Raw genomic sequence first — 19147 nt, 5'->3', positions numbered from 1 at the left:
ACTTGAGGTTTTATTTTTACGCTACTTTTCACTAACAAGGACTTACATTGAATATCTTACTTGCCATGATCCCTGCTTTTTTATGGGGTACTACCTATGCTGTGACTAAATATGCCACTCCAGATTGGCCGCCATTATTATTAGGTGCATTGCGCGCATTGCCTGCAGGATTATTACTTTTATTACTTAAGCCTAGTTTACCAACTCGATCGCAGTGGCCAAGTTTATTGACTTTAGGTGCTGTGAATATAGCGCTGTTTTTTGCCTTTATTTTTATCATGGCGGTAAATCTTCCAGCAGCTATTGCTGGGGTGGGGATGGTGTCAGTGCCGGTTGTCGCTTTGCTGTATGCATGGATTGTAAAAGGACAGCGTCCAGCAAGAGTTCAAGCATTTTGCGCCATAGCCTTGGTTGTACTGGCGTGGTTATTGTTTGATCCAGCTTACGTCACATTAAATGTATTGGGAGTGGCGGCTTTATTGGGTGCCTTACTTACTATTGTGATTGGTAGCACCTTAGTACAAAGTTTGTCGGTGCATATACATTGGTGGGTTGTGCTTACTTGGCAATTAATCATTGGTGGCAGCATATTATTGCTAGCTGCTTTTATCGATGGAAGTTTGCTAAAGCCAGAGCAATACCAAGTGGTATTTGAGCCAATTTCAGCGCTGCAATACTCTGCGCTATTTTGGTTAATCGTGCCCAATACTGCCATTGCCTATACTCTGTATGTTTGGTTATTAGGGCGCATGAGTGTGGCTGAGTTTTCATTTGGCACCATTGCCAACCCAATCGCGGGAATAGTATGCGCTGTTTTGCTCATAAACGAACAATACCAAGACTGGCAATACCTATTGATGTTTATGATGATTGTATTTTCAGTGCTACCTCAGATGCTAAAGCTTAAGCAGTTAAAACTACAAAAAACTTAAAAGCAAAAAAGGCTGCCCATTGGCAGCCTTTTGCAATAATTTAGCTCTTCTTAGCTGTGATATTTTTCACATGCTTCAAGCGTATTTTCAATTAAGCTTGCAACAGTCATCGGGCCAACACCACCTGGTACAGGTGTAATGAAATGCGCTTTTTGTTCAGCCACATCATATTGAACATCACCAACAAGCTTCCCTGATTCAAGACGGTTAATACCCACATCAATCACAATAGCGCCTTCTTTCACCCAGTCACCCGGAATAAATTCAGGTTTACCAACCGCAACCACTAATAAATCAGCGCGGCGAACATGTGTTTCTAAATCTTGTGTAAACTTGTGACATACCGTTGTTGTACAGCCAGCAAGTAAAAGCTCAAGCGACATAGGACGACCAACAATGTTAGAAGCACCAACAACGACTGCATGCATCCCTTTATAGCGAACACCTGTAGAGTCGAGTAGGGTGATGATCCCCTTTGGCGTACAAGGACGAAGTGCCGGCATACGCTGTGCTAAACGACCAATATTGTAAGGGTGGAAACCATCAACATCTTTATGAGGAGTAATACGCTCAAGAATTTTTTCAGCATCAAGGCCTTGTGGTAAAGGCAGTTGCACTAAGATACCGTCTACTTCTTTGTCTTCATTAAGCTGGTCAATTAAAGCAAGTAAGTCATGTTCTGTGGTGTCGCCAGGTAAATCGTAAGACTTAGATACAAAGCCGACTTCTTCACATGCTTTACGCTTAGAACCAACATAGACTTGGCTTGCTGGGTCTTGACCAACTAACACTACTGCTAGTCCTGGTGCACGTAAACCGTTTGCTACACGCTCTGCAACACGTTCAGCTACATTACTGCGTACTTGTTTAGCTATTGCTTTACCATCGATGATGTTTGCCGTCATGGGTGACCTTTCATTGGGGTTAGTTAACTTGATACTGATACATCAAAATATGATCATCCAATAAAGGGGGCGTGGATACACAAATCATGTTTGTTTGATCATATTTATTAATGTTGTGTATTTTCGCAGAAAAGCATCATAGCGCCAAGATGCAATTGTATATAAAGCGATACTTTATAAAAAAGAGTTCAAATTTTAGCTTATATTTGCAATATTTAACCATTATGAACTAAAAGTGACCGATTGAATTATTTTCTTAAAAAAAAGTTTGACCTAACACGGCCAAATCACTATTATGCACCCCGTTGTTAACGAGGTCACTCGCAAACAACAGTAAGCATCGGCGATTAGCGCAGTTTGGTAGCGCACTTGGTTTGGGTCCAAGGGGTCGCAGGTTCAAATCCTGCATCGCCGACCACTTCTTCTTTAAGAAGCGGTGCTTACAGGCAAACTTTTGAAGTTTTCGATGCGCCCGTAGCTCAGCTGGATAGAGCAACGCCCTTCTAAGGCGTTGGTCGAAGGTTCGAATCCTTCCGGGTGCGCCATTTGAAAATATGTAAATGCCGTGGTGATTGTAGCTCAGTTGGTAGAGCCCCGGATTGTGATTCCGGTTGTCGTGGGTTCGAGCCCCATCAGTCACCCCAATTTACTTAAGATATCGGCGATTAGCGCAGTTTGGTAGCGCACTTGGTTTGGGTCCAAGGGGTCGCAGGTTCAAATCCTGCATCGCCGACCACTTTTCTAAAGTGGTCTTAATTTTCAAAGCTTCTCTCAGTATCGGCGATTAGCGCAGTTTGGTAGCGCACTTGGTTTGGGTCCAAGGGGTCGCAGGTTCAAATCCTGCATCGCCGACCACTTTTAAAGATTTATGGTCAAAGAACGATTGGTTTGGGTATATCCAATTCAGTCTCAGGTTCAAATCCTGCATCGCCGACCACTTCTTAATATCTAAATACCTCCTTTAAATCAGCCTAATTTAACTTTGTTATTTTACTGCGTTCGTTTTTTCAGCACTTAAACGCTGAATGCTGCTATATACGCCAAATAATTGCCCCCTAGACTCGACTATCATAAATATTAGGTTATAATGCCGCGTCTATTGTTTAACATAGTGCCCATAGAGGCAAAGCAGCAATGGTATCTCATGGTTACAATGCGCCGTTTTAAGTTGAATTTTTCAGCATTAAAACTTGCTATCACTCATGGAGATCACCTTGTTTGTAAGGAAGGCGAACAGTCGCCAAAATTGAAGATTGAGGTAAATCATGCAAGTTTCTGTTGAGACGACTCAAGGCCTTGAGCGCCGTCTGACCATCACCGTTCCTGCAGAGAACGTTGAGACTGAAGTTAAAAAACGCTTACAACAACTGTCTAAAACCCAGCGTATCGATGGTTTCCGCCCAGGTAAAGTACCTGCGTCTATCATCAACAAGCGTTACGGTGCAGCAGTGCGTCAAGAAGTTGCTGGCGAATTAATGCAACGCAACTACATCGAAGCAATCGTTTCAGAAAAAATTAACCCAGCGGGTGCTCCAACTTTCGCACCTAAAGCATTAGAAGCTGGTAAAGATTTAGAATTCGATGCAACGTTTGAAGTTTACCCAGAAGTTGAAATCCAAGGTTTAGATAAAATTGCTGTTGAAAAACCAGCAGTATCTGTAACTGACGAAGACCTAGCTAACATGCTAGAAACTTTACGTAAGCAACACGCTTCTTGGGCTGAAGTTGATGCAGCTGCAGGCGAGAACGATCGTGTAACTATCGATTTCGTTGGTTCTATCGACGGTGAAGAGTTTGAAGGCGGTAAAGCTGAAGACTTCCCACTAGAACTTGGTCAAGGTCGTATGATCCCAGGTTTTGAAGACAACATCGTTGGTAAAAAAGCGGGCGAAGAAGTTGTTGCTGAAGTAACTTTCCCTGAAGAGTACCATGCTGAAAACCTTAAAGGTAAAGCTGCTTCTTTCGCAATCACTGTTAAGAAAGTTGAAACTCAAGAGCTTCCTGAGCTTAACGATGAGTTCGCAACTAAATTCGGTGTAGCTGAAGGCGGTGTTGACGCTCTTAAAGAAGAAGTTAAAAAGAACATGACACGTGAGCTTGACCAAGCGGTTAAAGCTAACGTTAAAGACCAAGCTATCAAAGGTCTTTTAGCTAACAACGAAATCGAAGTGCCTAAAGCGCTAGTTGATCAAGAAATTGATGCACTACGTCAGCAAGCTGCACAACGTTTTGGTGGCGATGCTAAAAACATGCCTGAGCTTCCAGCTGAATTATTCCACGAGCAAGCTGTAACTCGCGTTAAGACTGGCCTATTACTAGGTGAAGTTATCAAGGCGAACGAGCTTAAAGTTGACGACGCTAAAGTTGAAGAGTTAATCGCAACTGTAGCTTCTGCATACGAAGATCCAACTGAAGTTGTAGAATACTACAAGTCAAATGATCAACTTATGCAACAAATGCGTAACGTAGCGATGGAAGAGCAAGCAGTTGAAGCTATCCTAGCTAAAGCAAACGTGACTGAAGTTGAAAAAGCATTCGACGACATCATGAATCCACAGCAAGGTGCTTAATAAGTCATTGACTTAAGCTCTCGCTAGCGATTAAATGGCTCGTGTTACTCTGTATATTTACAGCGTACCCGGGCCATTTTAGTTTGTGGTAGCAAGTTTCACAAAAACCGACAATACTAGATGTTATTTCAGAACATTTTTCAGTAAAGATTGAAATAGTGCCGAACCGTTCACATATAGTTAAAAAGATTGAACAGTTACTTTAATTAACATTAGTATTAATGTGCTTTCCTTATAGTAAGGATGAGTCGCAGCGGATAAGGAATTAAATAAGAATGAATAGCGGTATGATAGACCCTCTAAACGCATTAGTCCCTATGGTTGTTGAGCAAACAGCAAAAGGGGAGCGCTCATATGATATTTACTCACGTCTTTTAAAAGAGCGCATTATTTTCTTAACAGGCCAAGTTGAAGATAACATGGCAAACCTGATTCTTGCACAAATGCTGTTTTTAGAATCAGAAAACCCAGAAAAAGATATTTATCTTTATATCAATTCGCCAGGTGGCTCTGTAACTGCTGGTATGGCAATCTACGATACAATGAATTTCATTAAACCTGATGTAAGCACTATTTGTGTGGGTCAAGCAGCTAGTATGGGTGCTTTTTTGTTATCAGGTGGCGCTAAAGGTAAGCGTTTTTGTTTACCTAACTCACGCGTGATGATCCACCAACCATTAGGTGGTTTCCAAGGTCAAGCATCTGACTTCGAAATTCATGCGCGCGAAATCTTATCGATTAAAGATAAGTTAAACCGTTTGATGGCAGAGCACACCGGTCAACCATTAGAGGTCGTATCACGCGATACTGACCGTGATAACTTTATGACCGCAAGCGAAGCGGTTGAATACGGCCTAGTTGACTCTGTATTCTCTAGCCGCGAAACGAAGTAATCTGAATAGCTAATAATAACGTATTGTTAGCTATCACCCTTTACTATGCGAAAACTGATTTTCTTTGATATAGTTAAACATAGTGAATTAGCAGTAGCCCAGTGCTGCTGCCAACGTAATAAATGAGGTAGCTGAATGTCTGACACTCCTACAGACGGCGACAAAAGTAATAAATTGTTATACTGCTCTTTTTGTGGCAAAAGCCAGCATGAAGTTCGTAAACTTATTGCAGGCCCTTCAGTATACATTTGTGATGAATGTGTTGAGCTGTGTAATGATATCATCAGGGAAGAAATCAAAGACATTGCGCCAAAGCATAATGCGTCTGATAAATTACCTGTTCCAAAAGAAATTCGTAATCACTTAGATGATTATGTTATTGGCCAAGATCATGCAAAAAAAGTGCTGTCGGTAGCGGTATACAATCACTACAAACGCCTTCGTAATCAAAGTATTAATGCAGAAATTGAGCTAGGTAAGAGTAACATCCTATTAATTGGTCCTACTGGTAGTGGTAAAACATTACTTGCTGAAACCATGGCTCGTTTGCTCGATGTACCTTTCACTATGGCTGATGCGACTACGCTAACAGAAGCAGGTTATGTTGGTGAAGATGTTGAAAACATCATTCAAAAGCTACTGCAAAAATGTGACTACGACGTAGAGAAAGCGCAGCGTGGTATTGTTTACATTGATGAAATTGACAAGATTTCTCGTAAGTCTGATAACCCATCGATCACTCGTGACGTATCGGGCGAAGGTGTGCAACAAGCGTTACTTAAACTGATTGAAGGTACGGTTGCGTCTGTACCACCACAAGGTGGACGTAAGCATCCGCAGCAAGAATTCTTGCAAGTTGATACATCGAAGATTCTATTTATTTGTGGCGGTGCATTTGCTGGCCTTGATAAAGTGATCGAACAGCGTAGCCACAAAAATACAGGTATTGGTTTTGGCGCTCAAGTTAAGCAATCGGCAAGTAGCCGTAGTTTAAGCGAAACGTTTAAAGATGTAGAGCCAGAAGATCTTGTTAAATACGGCTTAATACCGGAATTTATTGGTCGTCTTCCTGTTGTCGCTACATTGACAGAACTAGATGAAGCGGCACTTATTCAAATTCTTAGCGAACCAAAGAATGCTCTAACTAAGCAATTCTCTGCATTATTTGCAATGGAAGATGTTGAGCTTGAGTTCCGTGAAGATGCGCTCAGTGCGATTGCTCACAAAGCAATGGAGCGTAAAACAGGTGCACGTGGCTTGCGTTCAATTGTTGAGGGTGTGTTACTTGATACTATGTATGAGTTGCCTTCAATGGATGATGTAAGCAAAGTGGTTATTGATGAAACCGTTATTAAAGGTGAATCAGACCCAATCTTAATTTACCAAAGTGGTAATCAAGACAAAGCTGCATCAGAATAAAGCTTTAATAGATTAATATTTAATCAGTTAAGTATAAAAAAGGAGCCAAAGGCTCCTTTTTTTACAAATATGTTGAACTTTCCCTTACATATCCCCATATACTTGAGTAATCTTTAAAATAAATGAAGTGCGAAGAGAATATAATGACGCTTGAGAGAACCGATCGAGTCGAAATCCCCGTGTTGGCACTGCGCGATGTTGTGGTATACCCGCACATGGTGATCCCGCTATTTGTTGGTCGTGAAAAATCAATAAAATGCCTAGAAGCGGCGATGGACAAGGACAAACAAATTTTCCTAGTGGCGCAAAAAGACGCCTCTGTTGATGATCCGCAGCAAGACGATATCTACCGTGTTGGCACCATTGCCACAGTACTTCAGTTATTAAAACTACCTGATGGCACCGTTAAAGTGTTGGTTGAAGGCACTCAACGCGCGAAAGTAGAAACATTTCTAGACAATGATGATTTCTTTGTAGCTGAAGCGCAGTTTATTGAGTCAAACCATATTGATGAACAAGAGCAGGATGTCTTCATACGCAGCGCAATTAGCCAATTTGAAGGCTATGTAAAGCTTAATAAGAAGATTCCACCAGAAGTACTCACTTCTGTATCAGGTATTGATGAAGCCGCACGTCTTGCAGATACTATGGCAGCTCATATGCCACTGAAAGTGCCTGAAAAGCAAAAAGTACTTGAGATAGCTGATGTCACTGAGCGTCTTGAATACCTAATGGCGCTGATGGAAGGTGAAATTGACTTACTGCAAGTTGAGAAGAAAATCCGTACTCGCGTTAAAAAGCAGATGGAAAAATCGCAGCGAGAGTATTACCTCAACGAGCAAATGAAAGCGATTCAAAAAGAGCTTGGCGAACTTGATGATGTACCCGATGAATTCGAAGCAATTAAAAAACGCATCGAAGAGTCAGGTATGCCTAAAGAAGCGCAAGAAAAAGCGAACGCAGAGTTATCTAAATTAAAAATGATGTCGCCTATGTCGGCTGAAGCAACCGTAGTGCGCTCGTACATTGATACGCTTATCAATGTGCCTTGGAAAAAACGCTCTAAGGTGAAAAAAGACTTAGCTGGCGCACAAAAGATTTTAGACAGCGATCATCATGGTCTAGATAAAGTAAAAGAACGCATTATTGAGTATCTTGCGGTACAACAACGTACTAATAAACTCAAAGGCCCAATTTTATGTTTAGTCGGCCCTCCTGGTGTGGGTAAAACCTCATTAGGTCAGTCAATTGCACGTTCTACTGGTCGTAAATATGTTCGTATGGCCCTTGGTGGCGTTCGTGATGAAGCTGAAATTCGTGGTCATCGTCGTACTTACATTGGTTCTATGCCTGGTAAGTTAATCCAGAATATGACCAAAGTCGGCGTGAAAAACCCATTATTCTTATTAGATGAAATCGATAAGATGTCTTCTGATATGCGTGGTGACCCAGCATCAGCATTACTTGAGGTGCTTGATCCTGAGCAAAATAGTCATTTTGCTGATCATTACCTAGAAGTTGATTACGATTTATCAGACGTAATGTTCGTTGCAACATCAAATAGCTTCAACATTCCAGGCCCATTACTAGACCGTATGGAGGTTATTCGTCTATCGGGTTACACCGAAGACGAGAAGCTGAATATTGCTAAGCAGCATTTAATTCCAAAGCAAGTGAAGCGTAATGGCCTAAAAGAGGGTGAAGTTGAAATAGCTGATAGTGCAATTATTGGCATTATTCGCTACTACACTCGCGAAGCCGGTGTGCGTAACCTAGAGCGCGAAGTATCTAAACTTTGCCGTAAAGCTGTTAAGAATATCTTGTTAGATAAAGACACTAAAAAAGTGACTATCGATGAAGATAATCTAGAAGAGTTTTTAGGTGTACAACGCTTTGACTATGGTAAAGCTGAAGATGGTGACCGCATTGGTCAAGTAACCGGATTAGCGTGGACTGAAGTAGGTGGTGATTTACTGACTATCGAATCAGCTGCTGTTCCAGGTAAAGGTAAACTTACTTTCACCGGTTCACTTGGTGATGTAATGCAAGAGTCGATTCAAGCGGCCATGACGGTTGTTCGTAATCGTGCTGAAAAATTACGTATTAATAGCGACTTCCATGAAAAACGTGATATCCATGTTCACGTACCAGAAGGAGCAACACCAAAAGATGGCCCAAGTGCGGGTATTGCAATGGTAACTGGTTTAGTCTCGAGCTTAACAGGTAACCCGGTACGTTCTGATGTTGCTATGACAGGTGAAATCACTTTACGTGGTGAAGTGTTACCGATTGGTGGCTTAAAAGAAAAGTTACTAGCGGCTCATCGTGGTGGTATTAAAACCGTTATTATTCCAAAAATTAACGAACGTGACTTAAAAGAGATCCCAAACAATGTATTAGAGGGCCTTGAAATTCACCCAGTTACATGGATTGATGACGTTTTAAAACTGGCTTTAAAGCACCCAGTTGAGAGTTTTTCTGTCGAAACTGAAAAAAACCAGTAAAAAACCGCAAAAAAGTGCATTTAGGGGCTTTTCAAATACTAAGGGTATGATAAGTTAAGCACTAGTTTTCAAGCCTAGGCCTTATGTGGCCTAGGGTTGAGAAAAATATAATAAACTGAGCATAAACTTAATTTGCTTATAAATTTTCAAAACAGTGATGTTATTTTTTAAAAAATAATCGCTCTTGATAATAACAATGAAAGAGGATGATATTGTGAATAAATCTCAATTAATCGATCAAATCGCAGCTGACGCTGACATTTCTAAAGCGGCTGCAGGTCGTGCACTAGATTCATTCATCGAGGCTGTTTCAGGCGCTCTTAAAGATGGCGACTCAGTGGCGCTTGTTGGCTTTGGTACTTTCTCAGTACGTGAGCGTGCAGCACGTTCAGGTCGTAACCCGCAAACTGGTGAGACTATCCAGATTGCTGCGGCAAATATCCCTTCTTTCAAAGCAGGTAAAGCGCTGAAAGACGCAGTAAACTAATCAATAAGATTAGTTGGTGAGGATACCTAAGGACACTTAAATAGAATTTAGGTAACTTATCACCAGTTACTTCAAGTGAAAAAGCGTATCTGGTAAGATACGCTTTTTTTACATGAGCAGGGTTGATATCAATCAGCAATCATCCTTGATTATGCTAATTGGTATATTTTGTACCTGATCAGAATAGAGATAGATAAATGCTTGAGAAAATCAGAGAAGGTTCGCAGGGACCTGCAGCCAAAATTATTTTAGGCGCGGTGATTTTATCTTTTGCTTTAGCTGGGATTGGTGGTTATTTAGGACAAACCACAGAGCAACCCGTTGCAGAAGTAAATGGAGTTAAAATTAGCCAAACCGAGTTCAGCCGTGCTTACCAAAATGAACGCAATCGTTTAGAGCAACAGTTTGGTGAATACTTTGCACAAATCGCAGCTGATCCAAATTACATGGCACAAATTCGCCAAGGCGTGATTGACCGCTTAGTACAACAAGAATTGCAAACTCAACTAGCGGCAGAGTTAGGCCTTCGTGTAAGTGATGAGAGTGTTCGTAAAGCTATTTTAGAAATGCCTTACTTCCAAGTTGGCGGCCAATTTAGCAACGATCGTTACTTACAAGTTATTCGTCAGATGAACTTCCAGCCAGACGCTTTCCGAGAGTACTTACGTAAAGACATGACTCGCAGCCAACTTGTTGGTGCAGTTGCTGGTACTGACTTTATTCTTGAAAACGAATTAAATAATACTGTAGCGCTTCAACAGCAAACTCGTAGTATTGACTATTTAGTTGTGTCAAAAGAATCATTACAAGCGGGTATTGAAGTAACAGAGCAAGAAATTGCAGATTACTATGAATTAAATCAACCGCAATTTTTAGCGCCTGAACAAGTATCTGTCAGCTATATTGATTTAAATGCTGCAAACTTAACGTTGGATTCAAGTGTTTCAGAAGAAGATATCAAAGCATACTACGATCAAAACAGCGCACAATATATTGAGCCTGAAAAGCGTCGTGTATCACACATCTTAATTGATAACAGTGAAGACGATGATGCAGCAAAAGCGAAAGCTGAAGAGCTATTAGCACAACTGCAAAACGGTGCTGATTTTGCTGAGCTAGCTGAATCATCTTCGGATGACGTTGTGAGTGCTGAAATGGGCGGTGATCTTGATTGGATCGAACGTGACATGATGGACCCAGCTTTTGAAGATGCAACGTATGCACTTGAGAACAAAGGTGACATTTCTGACGTTGTTGAATCAGAATTCGGCTATCACATCATCAAGCTCACTGATATTCAAAAACAGCAAGTTAAACCGTATGCTGACGTAAAAGATGAGCTTCGTGCTGAACTTGAACGTACTAAGAAAGTGAATGCGTTTTATGAAAAGCAAACTCAAATGGGAGAAATTGCTTTTGAAATTTCTGATACATTAACAGACGCTGCAGACGCAGCCGGTGTTGAAGTACAGAAAACAGAACTTGTGACACGTAACTCATTACCAGAGCCTTTAAATAACCCGCAAGTTGTTACTGCAATTTTCTCTCCTGAAGTGTTAGAAGATCGTATGAACTCAGAGGTTATTGAAGTGGGTGATGAGCACGCTGTTGTTGTTCGTGTAAACGACCATAAACCAGCAACGACTAAGCCACTTGAAGACGTATCAGAGCAAATTAAAGCAACACTGGTTGCACAGAAAGCCTCTGAACTTGCTAAAGAAAAAGCACGTAGTTTATTTGCAGATATCGAAGCAGGTAAGAGCTTAAATGATGTTGCTACTGCCGAAGGTATTGAAGTGCGTCAAGAGTCTGCACTTGCTCGTCAAGCGTATACTGTGTCTCCGGCAATTGTACAGCAAGTATTTAAAATGCCGCATCCTCAGGATACGCCAGTGGTAGATGTTGTTGATCTGAATAATGGTGACTCTGCTATCGTTGCTTTAAAAGCAGTGAATGAAGCACAAAGCACCGATATTAATGAACAACAAAAACAAAACATCACTATGGCTCAAGTGAATAAAAACTACATGGTATTCATTGCTGCACTTAAAGCGCAAGCAGATGTAAAAGTACCAAAAGTTGTACAAGCTGCTGAATAAGTAGCAAAACAACTTAAATAAAAGGCGCCTTATGGCGCCTTTTTTGTTAACTTTTCAGGTAATTCTAACTCGTGAATAGGTATCAAAGGAGCATTTATGGAGTATCGCCTAATAGAGCAGTTACCAAGTGCGGAAGAATACTGTGCAATGCGCCTTAAGGCCGGCTTATCAGCTCGTTCATTAGCTGCGGCGAAAGCAGGGCTGCCAAACTCTCTTTATGCTATTTGTGTTCGCAAAGACGATGAGTTGATTGGCATGGGCCGTGTTATTGGTGATGGTGGTTGTAATTTTGAGGTAGTTGATATTGCTGTATCACCTGAATATCAAGGTAAAGGGCTAGGGCGTCAAATTATGGAACATGTAGACCGCTACATCGAATCTGCCGCCTTTGAAGGCAGCTATGTCACTATGGTCGCTGACAAACCAGGTTTTTACGAAAAGCTTGGCTACAAGTTTGTCGCACCACAAAGCCAAGGGATGTATAAAAAGTTTTGAGCACTATAGATAAACAAACAGCAGAGCACTACAAGTGGGGTAACAATTGCGACGGTTGGCATTTGGTAAAATCTAATGCGCTGAGTGTTATTCAAGAGCATGTCCCAGTAGGTGAGAGTGAAGTAAAACACTATCATAAACATGCCGAACAATTTTTCTTTGTACTTAGTGGCTGTGCCACCATTGAACTTGATGGCCAAATACACAAAGTGACTGCGCAACAAGGTTTGCATGTAAGTGCTGGCCGAGTTCATCAGCTAAGTAATCAAGGTACTGAACCACTGCATTTTATTGTTACATCTACACCACCAAGCCATGGTGATAGAATTGATGTGAAAAGCAGCAAGGAAAAAGAGTAAAGTTAATAGAGATATCAACATACTCGCGAAGGGAGGCGTTTAACGCCGAATTAAATTTAAAGTTGACGGCTGACACTTCAATGTCAGCAGTTCAACAATTTCTGTGTCACTTTAGATTGTGGGTCTTGGAAAATTGCTTCGGTTTGGCCGTATTCAACAATCTCGCCGTGATCAAGTACCACGAGCTGGTCGCTGATGTGGCGCACCAGACTTAGATGATGGGTAATAAGTACATAGCTAAGTCCAGTATCTTTTTGTAGGCGTAGTAATAAGTTTACCGTTTGTGCGCGCACAGAAGGGTCTAGAGACGATAACGCTTCATCAAGCACTACAACCTTGGGATCTAAAATTAAAGCCCGTGCAAGTGCTATACGTTGCAATTGGCCACTACTAAACATGTGTGGGTAATAATGTTGATGATCTAACAGCAAGCCCACTTTTGCGAGAGTTTGTTTAATTTTTTCTTCTCGCTCATCTTTATTTAAATCAGTGTTGTACTGTAAACAATCGTTCAGCATGTCGCCGATAGTTAAACCCGGATTTAATGACGCCTCAGAATCTTGGAAAATCAAGCGAATGTGGCGGCAGTCGTTATCACGTATGCCATCATTTTCTATAATATTGCCATCGAGCAATATCTGTCCTTTATCGGCACTGTCAGCGCCCGCTAATAACTTTGCAAGAGTACTTTTGCCTGAGCCGGTTTCACCGATAATAGCAATGGTCTCACCTTGGCTTAAGCAAAACGAAATATCTTTTAAAACAGAAAAGCGTTTTCGAGCAAACAAACCTGCTCGCAAGTTAAAACTTTTCGATAACGCTTGAACTTTTAGCAGCGGTTGCATTATTTCATCGCCTTAATTAACGGAAAATGACAGGCATAACTGTGACTATGGTGTTTAGTTAATTTTGGTGTAACCACACACTCTTTTTGCGCTTGCGGACAGCGCGGCCCTAGTCGGCAGCCTATTGGTAAATGCTGCAATGTAGGTATTGTTCCTTTAAGCGCATAAAAAGGTTCTTTATGAGCAAGGCCTTGTTCGTAGTCAGGTAAGCTTTTTAATAGCGCTTGTGTATAGGGGTGATGTGGCTGGCTAAAAATACGGTTCGTAGGGCCTGCTTCAACCATTTGTCCGCAGTACAAAACATGCATACCGTGAGACCACTCAATAATCTCTTCAAGCTCGTGAGAGATCATCAAAATCGACATATTCTTTAGCTGATTCAAGCTTTTTAATAGTCTAAATACTTGCGCACGCGTGGTGCTCTCAAGGGCGGTAGTTGGCTCATCGGCAATCAATAGTTTTGGGGTACGCGCAATGGCCATGGCAATCATCACTTTTTGACAAATACCTTCAGAGAGCTCATGAGGGTAGCTGTCGAGTACCTTTTTATGATCTTTAATACCTACCTTGTGGATTAACGCTTTTACTCTGTCTTTACGCTGTTTATTACGTTTTAAGAAAAAGCCACTGGTCGCTTGTGTAGGTAAAGTTTCGGCAATTTGGTCAAATATTTTAGCAGTTGGGTCAAGGCAGCGGCTTGGATCTTGGTAAATCATTGCAATGTCTTGACCAACCAGTTTACGGCGCTGTTCGTTTGATAAACGCATTAAGTCAACACCACGCCAGTGCATGCGATCAGCCGTAATATGCCAACGTTTATTTAATACGCCGACAATAGCTTTAGCGATGAGACTTTTACCTGAACCTGATTCACCAACTAATGCGTGTACTTCACCTTCTTTTAAGGTCAAACTGACCCTATCAACCGCACGAATAACGGTATCTGAGGTGCGTAACTCTATCGTTAGATTGCGAATGTCGAGTAATTGCATAGTTAGTCGGCCTTACGTTCTTTAAGCACTTGGCGTAACCCATCACCCACTAAATTGGTAGACAGTACCGCTAAAAATAATAATACGCCCGGTAAGCCTACAGTCCAAGGGGCAAGGTAAATTAAACCAAGGTTTTCTGCCAAAATTGCTCCCCACTCAGTGGTGGGTGGCTGTGCCCCCAGTTTTAAAAAGCCAAGTGCCGAGATATCCAAGATGGCTGTAGAGAGCGCCATGGTAAAAATAACCACAATGTGTTCGTAAATGTTCGGAAAGATCCCACGAGCAAGAATATGCCAGTTTGAGGCGCCATCAAGTTTAAACGCTGTAATGTAGTCTTTGTTGAGTTCTTCAACAATCAAATTACGTACCGAGTGAATGAACTGTGGCAATAAGGCTAAAATAATCGCCCAAACGGTATTCATCAGGCCAGGGCCTAAAATTGCAATAATAATGATAGCCAGCAACAGTGATGGAATTGATAAGGTAATATCGAGTAAGTGGTTCAAAAAGCTTGAGCGAATACCACGGCTGATACCCGCAAAGGTGCCCACTAACACGCCAATCACAGTAGTAATTAAGGCCGCAACAACCGACAAACCAAAAGTGTAGGTCGCGCCATTCATTAGCCGTGAGAGTACATCCCGGCCTAAATCATCGGTACCTAATAAAAAGCGCACATCGCCTGCGTCATGCCATGATGGAGGCAGCAATAGGGCGTCGCTATGTTGTTGATTTACACCATATGGCGCAAGTAATGGTGCTGAAATTGCCAGTAGTGCAAAAGCAATAAACAACCACAAGCCAACAAGGGCTGGGTGATTATTTTTGAATTTCCGCCAAAATCGCGCTAGTGGCGATTTATTCGACTCTTCAGAGAATAAATTAAACTTTGCCATGAGCTTGATTCCGCGAGAGTGGGTCGAAAAGGGTATAGGTTAACTCGGCAACGATAGTTGCTAAAATTACAAACATAGACACAGCCAACAACCCACCTTGAATTGCGGGGTAATCACGTTGATAAATGCTGTCTATTAACCAACGACCAATGCCCGGCCATGAGAAAATAACTTCGGTGATCATTGCAAGGGTGATCAAAGTACTAAACTGTAAACCGATTTGTTTGATAACCGGTAAAAGAGCATTACGAAGCGCATGGTGCAGGATTAATTGTGCACGATTTAAGCCTTTTGCACGGGCTGTTTTAATGTAGCTTTGATCTAAAACTTTAAGCATCGAGTCACGGGTAAAGCGCACCAGTACGGTGGTTGGGTACATTGCAAGGACAATTGTTGGCAGTGTTAGATGATGTAGCGCATCTAAAAATGCCATACCGTGATAGGGAAAATCAGTCGCAATAATATCAATAAGAATAAAGCCAGTAACCGGCTCTATTTCGTAAAGTAAGCCCATGCGACCAGACATAGGAAACCAGCCTAGTTGCAGTGAAAAAACCATGATTAATAGCAGCGCGAGCCAAAACACTGGCATCGAATAGCCAATAAGCGTGCCAGAGTTAATCAGTTTATCAGGCCAACGCTTGTAGTAGGCTGATGCTATAATACCGCTTGGCACACCAACGGCCACAGATACAAATAACGCATAAAGGCTTAATTCAAGTGTGGCAGGAAATAGGTCTTTTATGTGTTGGAAAACACTCTCGCCAGATGCAAAAGAGACCCCCCAATCGCCCTGAATAATTCGCTCTAAGAATGCAAAATACTGCACCACATAGTTTTCAGTAAAATGAAACCTTTCTTCAAGCGCATTAGTTTGTGAAAAGGTACTGTTTGTAATACCACTTAAGTTAGTAAGGGCATCACCGGGAAATAAAAAACTTAATGAAAACGTAAAGACGCTCAGAGTCAGCATCATAAACATTAATAGCGCTAGGCGGCGAAGAATATAATCGAGTATCATTATTCTTTCCTCGCATTAGCCAGTGATATACCGCCAAACGGGCTTAAATTGATACCTTTAACATCGCTACTTGCAGCTTGAAAGCGCATACCATGGGCTATCGGTAAAATAGGAAGTTCTTGCACGATAATACGCTGTGCCTGATTATAAAATTGCTTACGCTTTTCTAAATCAGTGGTATCAAGCGCTTGGGTCAGTAATAAATCGAATTCAGGGTTGCACCAGTTAGCTGGGTTTTTACCGCTAAAGGTAGCAGTACAACTTAATAATGGACTCATAAAGTTATCTGGGTCAGGAGTGTCGGCAGCCCAGCCCAGTAAAACGCTGTCGTGGCGGTGTTCGCCAACCCGTTGTAAAAAGGTATTCCACTCGTACTCGACGATATTAACGTTCACACCAATTTTGCGTAAATCGCTTTGCATTAGCTCTGCCATTTTACGTGCGTTGGGATTATAAATACGGCTTACCGGCATGGCCCAAATATTCATATCAAAGCCATTTTTATAGCCTGCTTCGGCAAGTAATGTTTTGGCAAGTGCAGGGTTAAATTCAGGCATGGCTTTTTGCGCTTCAAATGCCCAAGAGGCCGGAGGCAGTAATGACTGCGCCTTAATGCCGTTGCCGTAATAAACCGCTTGCATTATTTTGTCGATATCGATGGCACTGGCCAGTGCTTGACGAACGCGTACGTCATCAAAAGGTGGTCGCTCAGTGTTAAAGGCCCAATAACCAATATTTAAGTTTTGTTCTTTTTGAACAGTGATGTCGTCTCGCTGCGATAAAATACTAAGCTGTGCACTGCTTGGGTGCGCAGTTACATCGCATTCTTTAGTGAGCATTTTCGCAACCCGTGTTGTGCCGTTTGGTGTTATGTCATACACCAATTGCTCAAGTACTACTGGGTGTTTCCAATAATCGGGGTGACGATAATAGCGAATTAGACGATCGCGACGATACTCTTTGTACACATAAGGGCCGGTACCCACTGGGTATTGGTCAAATAAGTTTTCTTGGTTTCGTGCTTTAAGCTGCATGGCGTATTCTTCAGATAACACCACGGCAAAATCGGTTGCAAGGTTTGCTAAAAAGCTGCTTTCTGCATTATATAGCTCAAACCGTACTTGATAATCAGAAACACGGACTATGCGACGAATTAGCTGATCAATACCCACACTTTGAAAATAAGGGTAACTGGCATCGCCAACAAAGTGATAAGGGTTGTATACATCAAATAGGCGACTGAAGGTAAAAATAACGTCGTCAGCATTAAACTCCCGAGTAGGAGTGAAGTATTTTGTAGTATGAAACTTTACCCCTTTACGCAGGGTAAAGGTAATGGCTTTACCATCAGGACTAATTTTCCAATCACTTGCCAACTCAGGCTGAAACTCAGCGGTGACAGGGTCAATACTCAGCAAGCGGTCATACAACTGATTAGCGATAATATCGATAGTCGAACCTGTCGTTGTCACTTGCGGATTAAACGACACAGGGTTTGCTTCAGCGCAATAGACTAAGCCCTGGTTTTTTTGTTCTGTGGTTTTTTCTTCGCTGTCTAGGCAGCCGACTAAGCACACCAAAGACAAAGCAAGTAACGGTTTAAACACCTGATTAGCCTCTAACTATTGCTGCTGATCTAATAAATTGTATTTTTTCAAATAGCCACGTAATTGATGATACGTTAATTCTAAGTGTTCTGCAGTTTTCTTTTGATTAAATTGGCTATGTTCGAGTGCTTTTTTGATCACATCTATCTCAAAGTCATTTGATAGCTGTTTTAGATTACAAGGAAATTGAATTTCAGGTTTATTCAGTGTCACCGTTTCTTGATTTTGAACTGTAGCAATAGGGGCAGCATGTTCGACACTAGCAACTGGAGCACTTGCAACCGCAGCTTTAACCCGTTGTTTAGGTCTAAATTTACTCGCGAATGGGTCTAAAATAATCTGGTGAACGGGAATATGTTCATTACCATGGCGATATAAGCTACGTTCAACCACATTCTTCAACTCACGGATATTACCGGGCCACTCATAAGATTGCAGTGTTTCGATGGCGCTACGAGTAAAGCCACTGAATAGCTCCCATTCAAGGTCGCGAGCCATATTAATTGCAAATTGTTCTGCTAGTAGCATGATATCTTCTTGGCGTTCACGAAGTGGAGGTAAGGTAATAACATCAAAGGCAAGACGGTCAAGTAAGTCGCTTCTAAATTCGCCTTGTTCAGCAAGCGTAGGTAAGTCTTCATTGGTGGCACACACTAAACGAGTATCTACTTTAACCGTTTGCTTACCACCAACGCGTTCAAATTCGCCATATTCAATAACGCGTAGAAGTTTTTCTTGCACCATCGCAGAGGTATTGGCTAATTCATCAAGGAATAGCGTACCGCCGTTAGCACGTTCAAAGCGGCCTTCGTGACGTTTGCTAGCACCTGTAAATGCGCCGCTTTCATGACCAAATAATTCGCTTTCGAGCAGGTTTTCGTTAAGCGCTGCACAGTTAAGCTTTATATAGTTTTGATCCCAACGCTTAGATAAAAAGTGCAAACGGGCAGCAATAAGTTCTTTACCCGTACCGCGCTCACCAATAATAAGGACAGGCTTTTCTAAACTTGCTAGTTGTGAAACTTGATCAAGCACACTTAAGAAACTGTCAGATTGGCCGAGTAAGTTATCCTGTTGGCGAAATTGGCTCATATTCCCTAACTCTTAGTCATTTTTACTAAGA

At 41.8% G+C, this 19147-nt stretch carries 16 protein-coding genes and 5 tRNA genes; 14 read left to right on the top strand and 7 right to left on the bottom strand.

What is annotated here, in order from left to right; all coding sequences use genetic code 11:
- The first annotated feature begins 47 nt into the window (after positions 1 to 47).
- The gene (locus tag L1267_RS02490) at positions 48 to 932 is read left to right on the top strand and encodes a DMT family transporter (protein WP_235382030.1); all 885 of its coding nucleotides are present in this window, start codon (positions 48 to 50) and stop codon (positions 930 to 932) included.
- A 50-nt stretch (positions 933 to 982) separates the two neighbouring features.
- Here the strand turns inward: L1267_RS02490 and folD are convergent, their stop codons facing one another.
- Positions 983 to 1837 (bottom strand): bifunctional methylenetetrahydrofolate dehydrogenase/methenyltetrahydrofolate cyclohydrolase FolD, encoded by an 855-nt coding sequence (gene folD / locus L1267_RS02485; RefSeq protein ID WP_135923981.1) that lies wholly within the window; start codon positions 1835 to 1837, stop codon positions 983 to 985.
- 341 nt (positions 1838 to 2178) lie between these two features.
- Here folD and L1267_RS02480 point away from each other — a divergent pair.
- From L1267_RS02480 to L1267_RS02420, 13 genes are all read left to right on the top strand, one after another.
- Positions 2179 to 2255: transfer RNA gene (locus L1267_RS02480), tRNA-Pro, on the top strand.
- Positions 2256 to 2305: 50 nt separating this feature from the next.
- Positions 2306 to 2382 (top strand) — tRNA-Arg (locus L1267_RS02475).
- Positions 2383 to 2405: 23 nt separating this feature from the next.
- Positions 2406 to 2481, top strand: a tRNA-His gene (locus L1267_RS02470).
- A gap of 15 nt (positions 2482 to 2496) precedes the next feature.
- A tRNA-Pro gene (locus L1267_RS02465) sits at positions 2497 to 2573 on the top strand.
- A gap of 42 nt (positions 2574 to 2615) precedes the next feature.
- Positions 2616 to 2692 (top strand) — tRNA-Pro (locus L1267_RS02460).
- Positions 2693 to 3102: 410 nt separating this feature from the next.
- Positions 3103 to 4407: a trigger factor gene (gene tig / locus L1267_RS02455; protein ID WP_135923982.1), complete on the top strand. Its 1305-nt coding sequence runs from the start codon at positions 3103 to 3105 to the stop codon at positions 4405 to 4407.
- Positions 4408 to 4682: 275 nt separating this feature from the next.
- A complete protein-coding gene (gene clpP, locus L1267_RS02450) occupies positions 4683 to 5300 on the top strand; it encodes an ATP-dependent Clp endopeptidase proteolytic subunit ClpP (RefSeq protein ID WP_135923983.1) in 618 nt (205 codons plus the stop codon).
- Positions 5301 to 5435: 135 nt separating this feature from the next.
- A complete protein-coding gene (gene clpX, locus L1267_RS02445; protein WP_135923984.1) occupies positions 5436 to 6719 on the top strand; it encodes an ATP-dependent protease ATP-binding subunit ClpX in 1284 nt (427 codons plus the stop codon).
- 143 nt (positions 6720 to 6862) lie between these two features.
- Positions 6863 to 9223 (top strand): endopeptidase La, encoded by a 2361-nt coding sequence (gene lon / locus L1267_RS02440; protein ID WP_135923985.1) that lies wholly within the window; start codon positions 6863 to 6865, stop codon positions 9221 to 9223.
- Between the two features lie 196 nt (positions 9224 to 9419).
- Positions 9420 to 9710 carry an HU family DNA-binding protein gene (locus L1267_RS02435; RefSeq protein ID WP_175580427.1) on the top strand — a complete coding sequence of 97 codons (291 nt, stop codon included), beginning with the start codon at positions 9420 to 9422 and terminating at the stop codon, positions 9708 to 9710.
- A gap of 197 nt (positions 9711 to 9907) precedes the next feature.
- Positions 9908 to 11809, top strand: a complete 1902-nt coding sequence (gene ppiD / locus L1267_RS02430; protein WP_235382029.1) for a peptidylprolyl isomerase — start codon at positions 9908 to 9910, stop codon at positions 11807 to 11809.
- A 96-nt stretch (positions 11810 to 11905) separates the two neighbouring features.
- A complete protein-coding gene (locus L1267_RS02425; RefSeq protein ID WP_235382028.1) occupies positions 11906 to 12304 on the top strand; it encodes a GNAT family N-acetyltransferase in 399 nt (132 codons plus the stop codon).
- Positions 12301 to 12663 (top strand): cupin domain-containing protein, encoded by a 363-nt coding sequence (locus L1267_RS02420; RefSeq protein WP_235382027.1) that lies wholly within the window; start codon positions 12301 to 12303, stop codon positions 12661 to 12663. The genes L1267_RS02425 and L1267_RS02420 overlap by 4 nt, the downstream gene beginning before the upstream one ends.
- A gap of 83 nt (positions 12664 to 12746) precedes the next feature.
- Here L1267_RS02420 and L1267_RS02415 read toward each other — a convergent pair whose 3' ends face one another.
- From L1267_RS02415 to pspF, 6 genes are read right to left on the bottom strand one after another with little or no spacing between them, the layout of a single operon-like run.
- Positions 12747 to 13508, bottom strand: coding sequence for an ATP-binding cassette domain-containing protein (locus tag L1267_RS02415; RefSeq protein WP_135923989.1), 762 nt, complete (start codon positions 13506 to 13508; stop codon positions 12747 to 12749).
- Positions 13508 to 14500 (bottom strand): peptide ABC transporter ATP-binding protein, encoded by a 993-nt coding sequence (locus tag L1267_RS02410; RefSeq protein ID WP_135923990.1) that lies wholly within the window; start codon positions 14498 to 14500, stop codon positions 13508 to 13510. Before L1267_RS02410 ends, L1267_RS02415 begins: the two co-directional genes overlap by 1 nt.
- A 2-nt stretch (positions 14501 to 14502) precedes the next feature.
- Positions 14503 to 15396 carry an ABC transporter permease subunit gene (locus L1267_RS02405; protein WP_135923991.1) on the bottom strand — a complete coding sequence of 298 codons (894 nt, stop codon included), beginning with the start codon at positions 15394 to 15396 and terminating at the stop codon, positions 14503 to 14505.
- Complete coding sequence (locus tag L1267_RS02400; RefSeq protein WP_135923992.1) at positions 15383 to 16417, bottom strand: ABC transporter permease; 1035 nt, start codon at positions 16415 to 16417, stop codon at positions 15383 to 15385. The genes L1267_RS02405 and L1267_RS02400 overlap by 14 nt, the downstream gene beginning before the upstream one ends.
- Positions 16417 to 18024 (bottom strand): ABC transporter substrate-binding protein, encoded by a 1608-nt coding sequence (locus L1267_RS02395; protein ID WP_135923993.1) that lies wholly within the window; start codon positions 18022 to 18024, stop codon positions 16417 to 16419. The genes L1267_RS02400 and L1267_RS02395 overlap by 1 nt, the downstream gene beginning before the upstream one ends.
- A gap of 15 nt (positions 18025 to 18039) precedes the next feature.
- Positions 18040 to 19116 (bottom strand): phage shock protein operon transcriptional activator, encoded by a 1077-nt coding sequence (pspF, locus tag L1267_RS02390; RefSeq protein WP_135923994.1) that lies wholly within the window; start codon positions 19114 to 19116, stop codon positions 18040 to 18042.
- Between the last annotated feature and the right edge of the window lie 31 nt (positions 19117 to 19147).

The sequence above is a fragment of the Pseudoalteromonas sp. OFAV1 genome, assembly GCF_021532595.1.
GTDB lineage: Bacteria > Pseudomonadota > Gammaproteobacteria > Enterobacterales > Alteromonadaceae > Pseudoalteromonas > Pseudoalteromonas lipolytica_C.
This window is presented reverse-complemented; position numbering and strand designations above follow the sequence as displayed.